Below are 15,109 nucleotides of genomic sequence, written 5' to 3'. Positions count from 1 at the left end.
AGAAAGGTAACATAAAAAAAACGGAGCCTTAGCCCCGTTTTTTAAGAATTACCATAATAATAGTAGTAATTGCTATTCTTTTTCTCACGGTCGTTTAAAACGACACCAAGGAGATTCGCCTTTGATTGCTCAAGCAGTTCTTTAGCACGTTCAGCTGCCTGGAATTCTGTTTGACCACTGCGTACGACTAACATAACACCATCAACTTCCCTTGCCAGTACTTGCGAATCGGAAACGGCTAGAACTGGAGGTGTGTCGAGAATGATTAAATCGTAATGCTGGCGAGCTTCCATCATCAATTTGTGCATTGCTTTTGAGCCTAGAAGTTCAGAAGGGTTCGGCGGAATCGGGCCACTTGGCAGGACATCCAGGTTATCAACGGCAGTAATTTGCGTTGTTTCTTTCAGCGTTTGACGGCCAACTAGGAAATTACTTAATCCTTTTGTATTGTTTAAACGAAAAGAGTGGTGGACCGTCGGTTTGCGCAAATCGCCATCTACTAACAAAACCCGTTTGCCTTGTTGAGCGAAAACAGCTGCCATATTGGCCGAAGTCATCGATTTTCCTTCTGACGGACCTGCTGAAGTAATGAGTAGGGATTGCAGTTCTTTATCAACAGAAGCAAACTGTAAATTGGCTCGAATCGTACGATATTGCTCGGCAATCGGAGACTTTGGATTATCATTTGCAATAATTTTACGCGCCTTCATAGCTACTTGTTTTTTTCTTGATTTACGTACCAACGGACTCACCTCTTACCTTTGACGCACGACTTTGCTGTCTATTCATCGTTTCTGGACCTAAATCTTCCTCTGAAACAGTAGAAATGACTCCCATTAAAGGAAGGCCTAATGTCTTCTCAATATCTTGTTCCGTCTTAACCGTATTATCAAGATATTCAAGTAAGAAGGCTAAACCAACACCTACCATCAAACCTACAACTAAGGCAATTGCTATGTTCAATAAGGGTTTAGGACTTACCTGTTGTGGATTTTCCACTTCTTCTGCCGGGGAGAGAATGTTGACATTATCTACACTCATTAAATCCGGAATGGTTTGTTGGAACGTCTCAACCGTACTATTCGCTAGCTCAACAGCCATGGACCGACTTTCATCAGTCACGGTTACCGTAACAACCTGTGACTGTTCAGCACTTGCGACTTGTATTTTATTGCTCAGCGCATCTGATGAAATATCAAGGTTCATTGATTCAATCACCTGATCAAGAATAGCTGGACTTTTAATAATAACGTTGTATGTACTAATTAATTCAACATTTGTACGTATATCGTTAATATCATAAGGTGATTCTTCCTGCTGGCTTGCTGATTGATTTACAATAAATTGAGAAGATGCCTGATATGTGGGGGTTAAAACGAATAAAGTTACGATTGCGCTAATAATGGCAGCTCCCCCAGTGATTGCAATAATCATCCACATTTTTTTCTTTAGTACTTCAAAAATTTCTTTAAGAGAAATCGTTTCCTCCATAGATGTACCTCCACTATGTAAATTATTCAAAAATATATACACATTATATCACAGTATGTCAGGATTTGAAGGATTGATAGCAAAATTTTACTAAATGCTAATGAAATTATCACATAGAGCTCCTTGTGCCTTATATCCTAAAAAGATCTCTGTAAGCGGAGGACACTGAAAAAGTCTGTAGTGAAAAAGAAGCTGTTCACCTAATAGGTATAGGGAGTGAGCTTCTGTCTCTATGTCAGTTACTTATCAGCGTCCCCTGTATGCTTGAGATCTTTTTACTCTTTACTTCGAGCCGCTTCTATTCGCTTTAAAATTGGACGATATCGCTCCCCGGCTACACCCGTTATTTCCACCATTAGCTCTATGGTGATAAGAATAATCATCATCATAAGCAGTGAACTTACTAAAGTGGCTTGAGAGAAAAAGACAGCTGACAAACTGAATAATGCACTCATGGTATAAATCATAATGACCGTTTCAGGATGACTATACCCAAGTTTCAGCAGGCTGTGATGTAAATGGGCTGAATCTGGTTTCATGATGGGTTGTCCTGTCATAGCCCTGCGAACGATCGCAAAAATTGTATCAGAAATCGGTACACCTAAGATTAAAATTGGGATAACTAATGAAAATAAAGTCACATTTTTGAAGCCAAGTAACGACAAGACCCCGATCATAAACCCTAAAAACATCGCTCCTGTATCCCCCATAAATATTTTAGCGGGATAAAAATTGAAGATGAGAAATCCAAGTGTAGCACCAAACATCATCAGTCCAGCAAACATGACAAAAGTATTTCCCATCGTAATGGCCATGCCGGAAATGGTTAACAACGCAATGGCTGAGATGCCTGCCGCGAGTCCGTCCAAGCCGTCCACGAGATTTATCGCATTGGTGATCCCTACAATCCATAGAAGCGTGATAGGAAAGCTAAACATTCCAAAATCCATTTGCCCGCCGTAGGGTAGATTTATGAATTCCACTTCTACTCCATTAACGATTACAATGACTGCCGCTAATGTTTGTCCGCTCAGTTTATACAAAGGGGACAGACTAAAGATATCATCAACGATTCCTGTTGCCACAATAATGGTAGCGCCGACCATAATCGGCCACGTATACACACTTCCTGGCATAAATAAGCTTACTCCAAGCAGCACACTTAGGAAAATCCCCAGTCCCCCAAGTCTAGGCATTAGCCGTTTATGGACTTTGCGGGCATCTGGATAATCTGTTGCGCCCAGGTAAATCGCCAGCTTTTTTACAAAAGGGGTCAGTAGAACTACAGCTATAAAACAAAATAAAAAAGCACGGAACTCCATAAGGCACCTCCTTCCACGTAAATACGTCTAAACGCTATTATATAACCTTCAAACATTATACTCCATTTTTGGCGGTGATTTATATAAAAAATCATATACATTACTTACTTGAGCTGCAAAATGTTGTGTAGAGTATCGAGTTGATACAAAATCATGGAATTTTTCGCCCATCGCTGGAAGCTCACTTCCGCTTAACAAAGCAGCTTGATTCAGGGCATTCGCTATTGATTTGCTGTGGGGCTGGTCAACAATCCATCCATATCCCCTGGAAGGAATCATCTTATCGACACCACCGACATCTGTTGTCACAGCAGGAACGTTCGCCCGAGCTGATTCTAATAATACTAATGGAAAGCTTTCACTTTTAGATGTAAGGAGGGTAAGATCCACCATTGGCAGAAGGGAGGCAACATCATTTCTAAAACCTAAGAAATGGACACTCTTATCAACTTCTAATTTCTCGCAAAGTTTACGCAGTTGATTTTCAAGTGTACCATCACCTATCAGCAGCAAGTGGGCGTTTTCATTCGATTGCTTAAAAGCTGCAAACGACTCAATGGCAAGTTCATGCTGTTTTACCGCTTCAAATCGCGCAACCATAGCTATTAAGAAGTCTTCTTCTGTAAAACCAAAGTTCTTTCGTTCCCAGTTCATTTCTGGCGATTTTGAAAAGTCTATCCCATTATAAATGGTAGTAATTTTATGATTAGACACATTCATTTGCAGTAAACGTTTGCGGAAACGCTCAGATATTGCCAAACAGTGATCAGCTGAACGGATTGCCCGTTTGTGAACTCGTGTAAACAGCTCCCCTTTTACACCATGACCCATGAAGTCATCGCTGGGATCACTATGAAGGGTAAGAACCCACGGAATCTGGAGCTTCGGCTTTAGCAGCCTCAGTAATACATTAGCCCTTGGGCCATGGGTATGAATAATGTCGATCCCTTCTTGCTGTATATAACGATTGATTTGAAAAATAACGGATAAGTCAAAAGGGAAAGCTTGTTTAAAATGCACTGTTTCAATATGTGACTCTTGGGCTCGTTGAACCATTTCCCCTTCCTCAAAGACACCTAAAACCACTTGATCATGGTCTAGTTCATCTAATAAAGAAAGGATGTGCTTCATGCCGCCGCCCGTTTCGTTCCCTGCATTTAAATGTAACACTTTCATAGCCTTATCCCTCTCTTCTACCGCACTTGCTTTTAGAATGTCACTTTCTCCATAAGATATGCCAAATGAATCGTGGCAACTGTAACATCCTTTTCCAGCGTGACGGTTGTTTGATTAACCTGTAAAGCCATTCTACATTCAACTTCTGCCAAATCTTTGGTGCCCGCTTGACATGACCTGCCAAACCGTCGAAGCTGCCGCCAACTCCCATAAACATGCCATGACTAAATTGATTGGAATAACGGTGTATCCACTTCTCCTGATTTGGAAACCCTAATCCTACAAAGATAAAGTCAGGTTGAGCCTTTTCAATCGCTTCAGCAATCGAAGGGTCATTGATATCAAAATAACCATGATGGCTCCCGGCTATAACTAAATCAGGAAAATTCACTTTAACTTTGGCAACTGCTTTGTCTAAAATCTCTTGCTTTGATCCAAGAAAATAGCAACGCAACTGATCTTGATTAGCCTTCTCAAGTAATTGCTGCATCAGGTCATAACCAGCGATCCTTTCAGGAAGCGGTTCTCTCATTAATCTTGAACCAATCACTACACCAATGCCATCTGCAATCACATAATCTGCCTGCTTAAGTATTTTTTTATAGAAGTACTCTTCTTCTGCAGCCATAACAATTTCCGGGTTCGCTGTCACAATAAACTTCTTTTCTTTTGCATCAATAGCGGGATACAAGTAATCGTTCAACAATTGTTGGTTTGTTGCTTTTATGAAAGGAATTCCTTTAATTTCAACATACGCCTGAATTTTTTCCATGACAAGACACCTTTCTCTCTTTTTACAAAAGTTAAAATGATGTTTACAAAAACTATACATGCGATTTATAGTCTTGTTCGCGGTAACAGGTTTATTATATAGGGAAGATACATAAAAACAATAGAGAATCTTGAGGTGATCATATGTTTTATTTTCGATATTGGCTACTAGCCCTACATAGTACTCTTATTGCCTGTGCCATCATTGTTCCCACTCCATTAGTCGGGTATATCGTAACAGTTGTCATCCTATTATCAAGTATCGTTTACGTGAAGAATGGATTTATGTTCATTTTTATCTTTTTCCCGTTTCGACCCTTCCTCGTTGAAATCAACAACGGACTCACCTATTTAGGGGATTTATTAATCCTATTTACCCTTCTATTCATTTTGATAAGACAACGTCCAGCCCTTAAAGCACTCTGGCGTAAATATCGTTTCACTTTACCGTTTCTGCTCGTCCTTGCCGTCGGGCTGTTTGCCGGATTATTAAATGGAATTTCACCTATCGCAGGGATTTTTGAAATAAGAGCTTTGTTGATTACCTTTTTGCTCATATATATATCAGCAGAGTTTCCATGGAAAAGAAAAGATATCAATCAGCTTATCTATGTTTCAATGGGGACAGCCGTTATTATAAGCATCCACGGATTAATTGAAAAACTATCGCTCAGAAATTGGCTGCTTCCGGAAACGTGGGAAAACTTAGACCTTGCTAGTGCGAATGCGATGAGAATTTACGGATTGGTCGGCAACCCTAATGTGCTGGCTACCTATCTCTTCATAGTATTCTTTGCCACCTTCTTACTAAAAGATCCAAAACTGCACGTGGGTTGGCTCGGTGTCATACGTGTCCTCTTATTAGGAACGATGCTGCTAACCTATTCCCGCGGAACCATCTTGGCCTTTGGTGCAGGTGTCCTTATCTTTTTGATCATCTATCGAACTTGGAAAAAGGCAATCCCGTTGCTCGTATATGGGTTAATCGCCTTCGCTTTTATCTACTATCCAGTTGTAGCTGCTACAGATGCTATTGAAACGTCTGGATATTTTGATGAAGCAACAACTACTACTCAAGAACCGGAGAATAACGACTCAACAGAAGACACTGAAAACCAAAAGCAAAATAACGTATTCATTGAGCGGTTCAAGGAGATGTTCTCAAATGACACGATTCAAGCTAGTGCCGAATGGGGAAGGCTATACGTTGTTTTTAAAGGTGTAGAAGTCTTTCTCGATCATCCCGTGATAGGAAGCGGGTTCGCTACATTTGGAGACGCAGCTACACAAAGCTACCCATCACCCATTTACGATGAATATGGGATTCCTAATAACTTGTATGCAGACAACCAGTACATTTTATTGTTAACAGAGACAGGGGTCATAGGAATCTTGCTTAGTTTAACCTTTGTCATTCTATTAGCTATTAAATGCTGGAAGCTTGATAACAGACTGTGGAGAAGTATTAGTCTCGCCAGTCTAACCGTTCTGCTAGCCGCTGGTTTGTTTTATAATATCCTTGAGGACAAGACCTTCACCCTTTATTTCTATGTCATAATAGGCTATGTACTAAACAAACAACGCTTGGAGACCTAATATGAAATGGCTAAAACTTTTTGGAATGGTAACGATCCTTTCAGGCTTCGGCAAGCTGCTTGGCTTTTTCAGAGAAGCACTGATTGCCTCTCTTTTTGGGGCGAGTCAAACGGCTGATATTTTCTTTGTCGCTTTCCTAATTCCAACAATTTTATTTACAGCACTAGGGACAGGGATTCAAGCTGGAATCATCCCCCTATATATTGAAGAAAAACAAAAATCAGCACACGAAGCGGCACAATTAATGAGAAGACTGGGCACCTTTTTCATCGCCTTATCTCTTGTTATCACAATTATAGCTATGTTGCTTGCGAAGCCGCTCGTCTATCTTTTCGCACCAGGATTCGAGACAACACAATTATCACTTGCAACGATGCTTACATTGATTATGATGCCATCTCTAATTTTTATGACAGCACAGTCGCTGGCACAGGGACTACTGCATGCAAACGATACATTCGGCCCTCCTGCCTGGGCACCTATTGTCAACAATCTAGGCATCATTATAAGTATGTATATCTTTTATAACTGGTTAGGCATCTATGGACTTGCAGTAGGTGTGCTTATCGGAAGTATACTGCAAATCATCATTCAATGGCCCTGGATCCATACTAGTCATTGGTCTTCAGAAAAATTGATGATCTGGAAAGAGTGGCCAGCTATTAAGAAAGTGCTGCGCCCGTTCTGGCCGATCATTCTCGCTTCCATAGTTGTTCAACTAAATGGCGTTGTCGATCGAGTGGTATCTTCCTTTTTAGTAGATGGAAGCGTGTCGGCATTGAATTATGGCAATCGACTCCTGTGGCTGCCGCTTAGCATTATGCTCATGCCAATTTCAGTCATTATGTATCCACAACTTGCTAAGGAAGCAGGGAAAGGAATTCAATCTTTCCTACATCTTGTTCATCGAGGAATGAACATCATTATTGTTACAGCACTGCCTTTGACCATTGTGATGATCCTTGAGGCCAAATTACTCGTCTCGCTCGCCTTTGAACGAGGTGCCTTTGATAATCAAGCTGTAAACCTGACAGCTATGGCTTTCTTATTCTTCGCAATTGCCCTGCCGTTTTTTGCGCTCAGGGATTACTTAATGAACAGTGTCTATGCCTATAAGGCAAATAAAGTGGCCCTGCGATCTTGTGTATATGGTGTCGGTTTAAACATTATTCTTAGTGCATCCCTTGCCCCATTTATTGGGATTGGAGGCGTCGCCCTAGGTACAAGTGCATCCATGCTGGTTCAATCCATTTACTTGTATCATTGTCTTAAGCAAATCGAAAAGGTGAAGGATACACAATTTTTCGTTAAGGATTGGCTCAAACTACTTGTGGTCTTCATTATTGTATTAATCAGCACCTGGTTCCTAACCGAATGGATCGCTCTCGACCAACAATGGATTCGTTTGATCAGTACAACTTTAATTACTTTCATCCTGTTCATAGCTCTTGTCTGGCTAGGGAAATTAACCATCTTGAAACAGGAACTAAACCGTTTACTAAGAAAGGATGCATCATCATGAACATTCTAGTGACAACGATTTTTGATTACCCTCATGAAGGCGGCCTTTCCTCTCATGTAACCACACTTAAAAAAGGCCTTGAAGCCCGGGGACACCATGTAGATGTCCTCTCCTTCACACAACTGCCAAATTTGAAAAAGAAGCTCTTTGCCCAAGGACCAGGTTATGTAATGAACCGATTCAGCCCTGGAAAAGGTCAATTGATGAATGACCTGCAACGAAGGAAACTATTAGAGCAGGCGATAAAACACCAGGCTGCCTCCTATGACGTCATCAATTCACAGGATGTATTCTCAACACTAGCTTCCTTGCAATCAGGGATCCCCGTTGTCGCAACTATCCATGGCTACTATGCTTATGAAGCCATCAGCAGAGGAGCCGTTCAATCCGATAGTGAGACTGCAAATAACATTCGAAGCTACGAACAGCAAGCCTATCGATCCGCAAATGCCAATATTACCGTTGACCAGAGGATCCGTGACTATGTAAAAGAAACCTCCGGGGCCGATGCCCATGTCGTGCGTAATTTCATTGATACAGAGCAATTTCTCAACTCATCAACACAACTTCAAGCTGCACGTGAGAAATACAATATCCCTATCGATCATACAATGTTATTCGTACCAAGACGATTAACCGAGAAGAACGGTGTCATCTACCCCCTTCTTGCACTAAAGGAAGTAGTTAAACAACACCCTGAAACTGCCCTCGTTTATGCAGGGACTGGTGAACAAATGACGAACATGAAACAAAAAATCATCGACCTCAATCTAGAAAAGCATGTTTATTTGCTAGGATCCGTCCCTCATGGAGATATGGTGGAACTTTATCAAACAGCCTCCATCGTCCTTATCCCTAGTGTACATTCACATGGTGTGGAAGAGGCTACTTCTATTTCTGCTCTTGAAGCCATGGGATCAGGTACACCAGTTATTGCTGGGGCTGTCGGAGGGTTGAAAGAGTTGATTACTCATCAAGAAGATGGTCTTCTATTTGGTGATCGCGATGAACAAGAGCTTAGCAAGCATATTTCCTACCTTATTGAGCATAAGGAAGCGGCAGATACGCTGTCACAGGCTGCTCAAATGAAAATACGATCTTCTTTTTCACATTTAGCTGCTGCCGAAAGATTTGAGAAAACCTATTCAGATGCCGTTGAACAGCAAAGCACCCGCTCTAATTAAAGAACGGGTGCTTCTTATTATGTTGCCGCTTCTATTCCACTTTGCTTACGTGTCACTTCGTCTTTATATTGCTGTTTCTCTTTCTTAGACATCTTCTTATACTTCTCTAAAAACTCTTCATAATGTGCAAGAACTTCCTTGGCAGGGCCATATTCCTTTACTCCACCATATTCAAGCCAAACTACCTTCTCACAAAACTTCTTCATCTGTCCAATCGAGTGACTAACAAAGAACATCGTTTTCCCGCTCTCTTTAAACTCATACATCTTTGCTAGACTTTTTTCGGCGAAAGCTTTATCACCAACAGATAAAGCTTCATCAATAAGCAATATATCAGGATCCACATTAACAGAAATTGCAAAGCCAAGGCGTGACTTCATACCGCTTGAATACGACTTTACTGGCTGATCAATAAATTTTTCAACTTCGGCAAACTCAATAATCTCATCCTCAAGTTCATTGATTTGCTTCTTATTGAAGCCCAGCATAAGGAGCTTCAACTCTATATTTTCACGGCCTGTCAACTTATTGTCCAGACCAGAATTAACCGCAATTATAGCAGCTTGTCCCCTCACTTCTACCGATCCATAAGATTCCGGAACAACTCCAGCAATAATATTAGACAAGGTGGATTTACCTGAACCATTGACCCCAACAAAGCCTACAATGTCACCCTCGTCTACATCGAAACTTACATTTTGGAGCGCGTAAAAATTCTCCCCATAAGATTTCCTTGGAATCACAAGATCAAGCAAACGCTCCTTGGGGCTACTGAACAATTTATATATTTTTGTAACATCATTTACAATGACTGATTTAGCCATGTTATCACTTCCGTTTTATAGAAAATCAATAAAGTGTCGTCTAAATTTAACGTGCAACGCGGAACCAATAATGAACAATCCTACTACAACTCCGACAAAGTACAAAGTATACTGCCATTCATCAATGAAGTACCAACCTTGACCTAATAAGGAGGTACGGTAGCCCTCCACAATATAGTAGAATGGATTAATTTTCATAATTACTCGTAGCCATTCTTGATCTATACGGCTTACATCCCAAAGAATAGGAGATAGGTAAAGCAACATCCTTAAGACAGATTGTAAAAGCATTTGCACGTCACGTACGATTGTTGAAAGAGTCGATGTTATAAGAGAAATGGCATACAATAATAACAGCACACCAATAATGTACAAAGGCAACTGTAAATAGTAAATATTAACCGGAAAACCAAGTAGCGAGAGTATAATTATAACTAAAGCTAACAGCATAAGATGTGGATAAAGTTTAGAAAATATTACATAGTTAGGAATTACACTCATGGGAAAGTTCATTTTAGAAAGCATCTTAATTTTGGTGTAAACTGATTTTGATGCTTGAAGTAGTCCTTGGTTAATCATAAACCAAACAACTATTCCTGATAGCATCCAAGGAAAGAAGTCAATTCCTCCCTCACCCACTCTGTTTCGAATTCCGAACCCAAACACAAACCAATATATAGATATTTGAATTGCTGGATTCAGTAATTCCCACAGCATCCCAAGGTAATTATTCGTGTTAGAGCTTTTCATTTCATATAGTGATAATCTTCGAACTAAATAAAAATATTTAACCTGTTCATTAATTACAGTTAATGCTGAATTCATTATATTTACCTACCTAACTTGCCTATAACACAAAAGCGTGTTAATAAATTACTTTAAAAAACCTTTAACCTTACCCCATACCCCATCAGAATCAATAACAGATTGATTAGTTTCAGACCTTTTTTGTTCAAAAGAAACAACATGTATGGAATAATTATTTTTCTTCGTTTCATAAGCATAAATCTTATTACTTTGGTCCACTAGCATTTCAAAACCAGCCTTATCTTTCCATTTTAGACGCTTTTTATAAGATTTTTGATCTTTAAAAGCATTTAAGTAAAAATCCCATGTTGTATTATCCAACAAAATTTCATCCAATTCAATAATTGAATAAAACTTCCCATTTTCACATTTAATTGGTTTCTGTTTCTCTTCTTTAGAATAACGATTAACAATAAGTATATTGTACTTATAATCTTGATGATAATCCATATCATTGTTCCCAATTTCTAAGGTCAATCGAATTTTTTTATTATCCCCATAGGAATCTAAAACAGCACTTGATTTAATAGGATTATTAATCTCATCTTGTATTTCTCTATTAAGCTTTTCCAAAAGGTTAAACCAATTTTCTTCATACTTCTCAAAGCTAAAACGGTTAACCACCTCATATGCTTTTTCACCCATGGAATTTCTAAGGGTTTGGTCTTTCATTAAAGTAATTATCCTATCGGCTAGTTTCTTCTTGTTACCTTTAGGTACTAAAAATCCATCTATATTATCTTTAATAATATCTTTAGGACCATATTTCACGTCATAGGCCACAACTGGTGTCCCAGCAGCCATACTCTCTGTCATGACTAAACCGAAACCTTCATAATCAGAAGTAAGAATAGAACACGCCGCCGATTGGTAAGTTGCCGTAGGATCAGTTGTGAAACCCTTTAAATGTACATTCTTTTGTAACTTTAATTCACCAATTAAATTTTCAAGCTTAGATTGTTCTCCCCCAAAACCATAAATGAAATACTGCGCATCAGGAATTTCTTTTACAACATATGAAAAAGCACGAATAGCTTCATCCAAACGTTTTTGAGAATTATATCTTGCTAAGGTGACCGCTGAATAAGGGTGGTAATCTTTAGGTTTTTCTGTTTTCGTCTCAACTTTTTGGGCAGAATGCGGAATTACAGTATATTTACTACTATTTCCGCAAAACTCACCTATGTCATTTTTTTGTTCCTCAGTTAAAAAAACCACATTATCATATTTACTAATATTTTTTAAGAACGGGGACCATGTACTTTTTATTCCTTCACTACCGTCAAAGGGTTTATTAAAATGATTATTATGCAAAATAGCAATTCGTTTAATATTTTTATTTTTCAGGGACGTTACCAATCCATCAGTGAATCTTGAATCAGACATAACAATGGGGTTATCTATTGATTTTAATTTTTGAGAAACCCAATTTATATATGCATCATAAAGACTTCCATACTCTTTAGGATCTTTGCCTAAATACAATGTTCTTCCTTGTTTTTTATTGCTTGAGTCAATCCAAACAGAAAGGAAACAATTTTTCTCTGAATCAACGTACCGATCTAATTTTGGTTTGTTTTTAACTAAGTCCATATGACGAATCCTAGAAATATGACCTAATTCATCATACTCTTCCCTTCTTAAACGATGTCTTCCCTCACTCATATAATCTACAAGAAGGAGTCTTCCGTCTGAGTCGAAACGCTTATATTTTACATATACTCCATTCTGATAGTACCGATAGCTAGGTAATTCATTATTCGGGTCCTTAAAATACTGTAGGCCATCTTCTTCAACACTACTCTCAACATTAGAACTTTCTTCTTGAGGAGAAACATTCTTTAAGTCATCAAAGAAGTTCAGAACCTTGACCCTTCTATCAAGACTTCCATTTTCATAAAGTTTTTCTATAATCTCGTGATAATTTTGTTGAAATGCTAAGGTTAAAAAAATAACATTATCGTATTTATTAATTAAAAAGTTAGCTCTTGTTAATACAGCTTTTGTAAGTCCACCTCTAACTGAATCAAGAGAATTAAATACAAAGACAGGTGAGCATTTATTCAAATCCATTACCTCCTAAGGTGGGTTATTGATATCAACTTAAAAAACACTCTGAGAAATTAAATTATTACATAGTTTTCAATTGAATTTTTTAAGGAAAAAGCTTCGTAGTTCTAACCGTAGATGTGCCTATGCATGGTAATTTATTTTTTAAAGACTTCTTCTACAACACGCTTAGAAGATTCTCCATCCTCCCAAGAACAGAAACGATCATAAAACTTTTCAAACTCTTTACCTAAAAGATAATTACTATTTTCAAATGCATTAATTGAGTTAATTACCTCATCCGTTGTTTTAGTTAATGGGCCTGGGGCTTCCGTTTCTAAGTCCAAATAAAAACCTCTTAAGCTGTCGCGGTATTCATCAAGGTCATATACGTAAAAAATAATTGGCCTTCTCAAATTAGCATAATCAAAAAATACAGATGAATAATCAGTGATTAATACATCAGAGATTAAATATAAATCACGGATATCTTCATGTTTAGAAAGATCATAGGCAAAGCCTTCAAACGGACCAAGGTCAAAGTTTTCAGCAATTAGGTAATGCATTCGAAGAATTACTACATGATCATCACCTAATTCCTCTCTCATTTGTTCTAAATCTAAACTAAGATCGAATTTGTATTTTCCTTTTTGATAAAATTGATTATCTCTCCAGGTTGGTGCGTACAATATCACTTTTTTATCTGTCGGGATATTTAAACTTTCTTTCAAGCCGTCAATCGTTTCCTGATTATCTTGCTGATTCAAGTAATCATTTCTTGGATAACCAGACTCAATCATCTTACCATTAAACAAGAAAGCTCTCTCAAATATTTCACTAGAATATTGATTAGGAGCCACTAAATAATCCCATTTACCAGTTTCTTTAATGAAGTTACTCTTGTATTTAAATGTGTTCGTACCCGGCATATGAACTTCATTCATATCAGTTGCCAGTCGTTTTAAAGGAGTTCCGTGCCAAGTTTGCAAATACTCAGTACCTTTAGGTTTTGGCATCCAGTTAGGGAGACGTGTATTTGTCACCCAATATTTAGCCCTAGTCATCACTAACAACCATTTAATGGAAAATCGCCTTACGACAGGAAGTTCTTTTTCTTTAAGTTCATTATAGAACCTTCTGTCTGCACTCCAAACTAAATGATAACCAGGTTCATTTTTTTTCATATATTCGTATATCGCTCGTGGACTGTCACTATACTGCTTGCCGTGAAAACTTTCGAACACAACCAAATTATTTTTCCGTGGAAGTAAACTCGCAATTCGAAAAATTTTTTTATAAAGTTTTAGTGCTTTTTTACCTCTTCTAATTTTAATCACTTTTAATTCAAGCTTTTCGGCTGTTTCCTTTAAGGGGTTGTCTTCAAGTATTTTAACTGATAGGTATCTTTTTTTCTTGGTAGGTTTAATAGTAAATTTAATTTGAGTTTTACCATCATAAATAATTTGAGTTTTCTCAAATGTGCCGGGCCCATGATATTTTAACCTTGGACTTTCCCTTACCACAACTGCCTCTTCCTCTGTATACTCTAATCCTAGTGTAAACTTCAATGCATTAGGCACTAATACTGTATAAGCTTCATCAAGTTGAATTTGGGTTTGGAATATATTAAAATTCTCCCCTGTATTTTCTGTTATTTGAATAGGTATTCTGTTTTCAGTATTAGATGAATCACTAATGATCATATAACTTTCTTTAACTCTATTCAAATCTATCTTTTCCACTTGGCCCTTGATGGTTATCACTCCATCATCATTAAGATTGACATCATTTATACCTGCAAAAAGATCAACTTCGCTATGTTTGAATGAAACATTACCTTTTTCAGTAACATACGGGTGGAATGTGCTCCCATCCTGATTAATTCTTACGTACTCAAATGAATTGTTTGTACCGCTTACACGCCGAGTACCTTCACTATTTTGCAAATAAAGATCCCAATACTTACCATTGAATAACTTCTTACTCCATACAGAATAATCCAAGACTCCATAAAGAAGCCATGTAACACGATTCACGTCTTTCCTATTTAAAGGTAGGTTTATTTCTTCTTGAGTTTGCCTATTAACTAAGATTAAGCGATTATTACGGTCTTTTTGTTTAGACATTGGTATAAATATTGATATTTGGTGGTTGCCATGTAGTTTAATATCTGCAGCATATGGCTGTTGCTTACTTTTTTGTCTCATGAAATACCTCCCTTTTCTTTATGTAGTTAAAATTCTTGTGAACAAAAGTAAATGTTTCATTAAACAGTTGTAATAATAACTAAGAGCAATACAATATAAAAGTGACCAGAAACTTTTTACTCAGTTGATTTTCAATCTTATAAAAACGATTTATATTAGA

At 38.0% G+C, this 15,109-nt stretch carries 12 protein-coding genes; 3 read left to right on the top strand and 9 right to left on the bottom strand.

Annotation, left to right across the window (positions count from 1 at the left end; genetic code table 11):
- Positions 1-41 precede the first annotated feature (41 nt).
- From MUO15_RS19095 to MUO15_RS19075, 5 genes are all read right to left on the bottom strand, one after another.
- A complete protein-coding gene (locus tag MUO15_RS19095; protein ID WP_396266273.1) occupies positions 42-743 on the bottom strand; it encodes a CpsD/CapB family tyrosine-protein kinase in 702 nt (233 codons plus the stop codon).
- Positions 733-1,491 carry a YveK family protein gene (locus MUO15_RS19090; RefSeq protein ID WP_245031827.1) on the bottom strand — a complete coding sequence of 253 codons (759 nt, stop codon included), beginning with the start codon at positions 1,489-1,491 and terminating at the stop codon, positions 733-735. Before MUO15_RS19090 ends, MUO15_RS19095 begins: the two co-directional genes overlap by 11 nt.
- Before the next feature lie 275 nt (positions 1,492-1,766).
- On the bottom strand, positions 1,767-2,813 hold the full coding sequence (locus tag MUO15_RS19085) for a glycosyltransferase family 4 protein (RefSeq protein ID WP_245031825.1): 1,047 nt from the start codon (positions 2,811-2,813) through the stop codon (positions 1,767-1,769).
- 48 nt (positions 2,814-2,861) lie between these two features.
- The gene (locus MUO15_RS19080) at positions 2,862-3,989 is read right to left on the bottom strand and encodes a glycosyltransferase family 4 protein (RefSeq protein WP_245031823.1); all 1,128 of its coding nucleotides are present in this window, start codon (positions 3,987-3,989) and stop codon (positions 2,862-2,864) included.
- Between the two features lie 40 nt (positions 3,990-4,029).
- Positions 4,030-4,761: a WecB/TagA/CpsF family glycosyltransferase gene (locus MUO15_RS19075; protein WP_245031821.1), complete on the bottom strand. Its 732-nt coding sequence runs from the start codon at positions 4,759-4,761 to the stop codon at positions 4,030-4,032.
- Positions 4,762-4,904: 143 nt separating this feature from the next.
- On the opposite strand from MUO15_RS19075, the gene MUO15_RS19070 reads away from it, so the two are divergent.
- Genes MUO15_RS19070 through MUO15_RS19060 form a run of 3 tightly spaced genes read left to right on the top strand, consistent with a single transcriptional unit; the run spans position 4,905 to position 9,062 of the window.
- Positions 4,905-6,356, top strand: a complete 1,452-nt coding sequence (locus MUO15_RS19070) for an O-antigen ligase family protein (protein ID WP_245031819.1) — start codon at positions 4,905-4,907, stop codon at positions 6,354-6,356.
- Position 6,357: 1 nt separating this feature from the next.
- A complete protein-coding gene (murJ, locus tag MUO15_RS19065) occupies positions 6,358-7,878 on the top strand; it encodes a murein biosynthesis integral membrane protein MurJ (RefSeq protein ID WP_245031817.1) in 1,521 nt (506 codons plus the stop codon).
- Positions 7,875-9,062 carry a glycosyltransferase family 4 protein gene (locus tag MUO15_RS19060; RefSeq protein WP_245031815.1) on the top strand — a complete coding sequence of 396 codons (1,188 nt, stop codon included), beginning with the start codon at positions 7,875-7,877 and terminating at the stop codon, positions 9,060-9,062. The genes murJ and MUO15_RS19060 overlap by 4 nt, the downstream gene beginning before the upstream one ends.
- A gap of 17 nt (positions 9,063-9,079) precedes the next feature.
- On the opposite strand, the gene tagH is transcribed toward MUO15_RS19060, so the two are convergent.
- The 4 genes from tagH to MUO15_RS21815 form a co-directional block, all read right to left on the bottom strand.
- On the bottom strand, positions 9,080-9,886 hold the full coding sequence (gene tagH, locus MUO15_RS19055) for a teichoic acids export ABC transporter ATP-binding subunit TagH (RefSeq protein WP_245031813.1): 807 nt from the start codon (positions 9,884-9,886) through the stop codon (positions 9,080-9,082).
- A 15-nt stretch (positions 9,887-9,901) separates the two neighbouring features.
- Positions 9,902-10,711 (bottom strand): ABC transporter permease, encoded by an 810-nt coding sequence (locus MUO15_RS19050; RefSeq protein ID WP_245031811.1) that lies wholly within the window; start codon positions 10,709-10,711, stop codon positions 9,902-9,904.
- A 48-nt stretch (positions 10,712-10,759) separates the two neighbouring features.
- The gene (locus MUO15_RS19045) at positions 10,760-12,766 is read right to left on the bottom strand and encodes a glycosyltransferase (protein ID WP_245031809.1); all 2,007 of its coding nucleotides are present in this window, start codon (positions 12,764-12,766) and stop codon (positions 10,760-10,762) included.
- A gap of 134 nt (positions 12,767-12,900) precedes the next feature.
- Positions 12,901-14,949, bottom strand: coding sequence for a CDP-glycerol glycerophosphotransferase family protein (locus MUO15_RS21815; RefSeq protein WP_305853253.1), 2,049 nt, complete (start codon positions 14,947-14,949; stop codon positions 12,901-12,903).
- Between the last annotated feature and the right edge of the window lie 160 nt (positions 14,950-15,109).

This window comes from Halobacillus amylolyticus (assembly GCF_022921115.1).
Classification (GTDB): Bacteria; Bacillota; Bacilli; order Bacillales; family Halobacillaceae; genus Halobacillus_A; species Halobacillus_A amylolyticus.
The sequence above is the reverse complement of the archived record's forward strand: the minus strand, read 5'-3'. Positions and strand labels throughout refer to the sequence as shown.

Bases quoted from the DNA above. Each gene is read 5' to 3' on its own strand.
- MUO15_RS19045 (WP_245031809.1), bottom strand. From the start codon at position 12,766: ATGGATTTGAATAAATGCTCACCTGTCTTTGTATTTAATTCTCTTGAT.
- murJ (WP_245031817.1), top strand. From the start codon at position 6,358: ATGAAATGGCTAAAACTTTTTGGAATGGTAACGATCCTTTCAGGCTTC.
- tagH (WP_245031813.1), bottom strand. From the start codon at position 9,886: ATGGCTAAATCAGTCATTGTAAATGATGTTACAAAAATATATAAATTG.
- MUO15_RS19060 (WP_245031815.1), top strand. From the start codon at position 7,875: ATGAACATTCTAGTGACAACGATTTTTGATTACCCTCATGAAGGCGGC.
- MUO15_RS19090 (WP_245031827.1), bottom strand. From the start codon at position 1,491: ATGGAGGAAACGATTTCTCTTAAAGAAATTTTTGAAGTACTAAAGAAA.
- MUO15_RS19070 (WP_245031819.1), top strand. From the start codon at position 4,905: ATGTTTTATTTTCGATATTGGCTACTAGCCCTACATAGTACTCTTATT.
- MUO15_RS19085 (WP_245031825.1), bottom strand. From the start codon at position 2,813: ATGGAGTTCCGTGCTTTTTTATTTTGTTTTATAGCTGTAGTTCTACTG.
- MUO15_RS21815 (WP_305853253.1), bottom strand. From the start codon at position 14,949: ATGAGACAAAAAAGTAAGCAACAGCCATATGCTGCAGATATTAAACTA.
- MUO15_RS19050 (WP_245031811.1), bottom strand. From the start codon at position 10,711: ATGAATTCAGCATTAACTGTAATTAATGAACAGGTTAAATATTTTTAT.
- MUO15_RS19080 (WP_245031823.1), bottom strand. From the start codon at position 3,989: ATGAAAGTGTTACATTTAAATGCAGGGAACGAAACGGGCGGCGGCATG.
- MUO15_RS19075 (WP_245031821.1), bottom strand. From the start codon at position 4,761: ATGGAAAAAATTCAGGCGTATGTTGAAATTAAAGGAATTCCTTTCATA.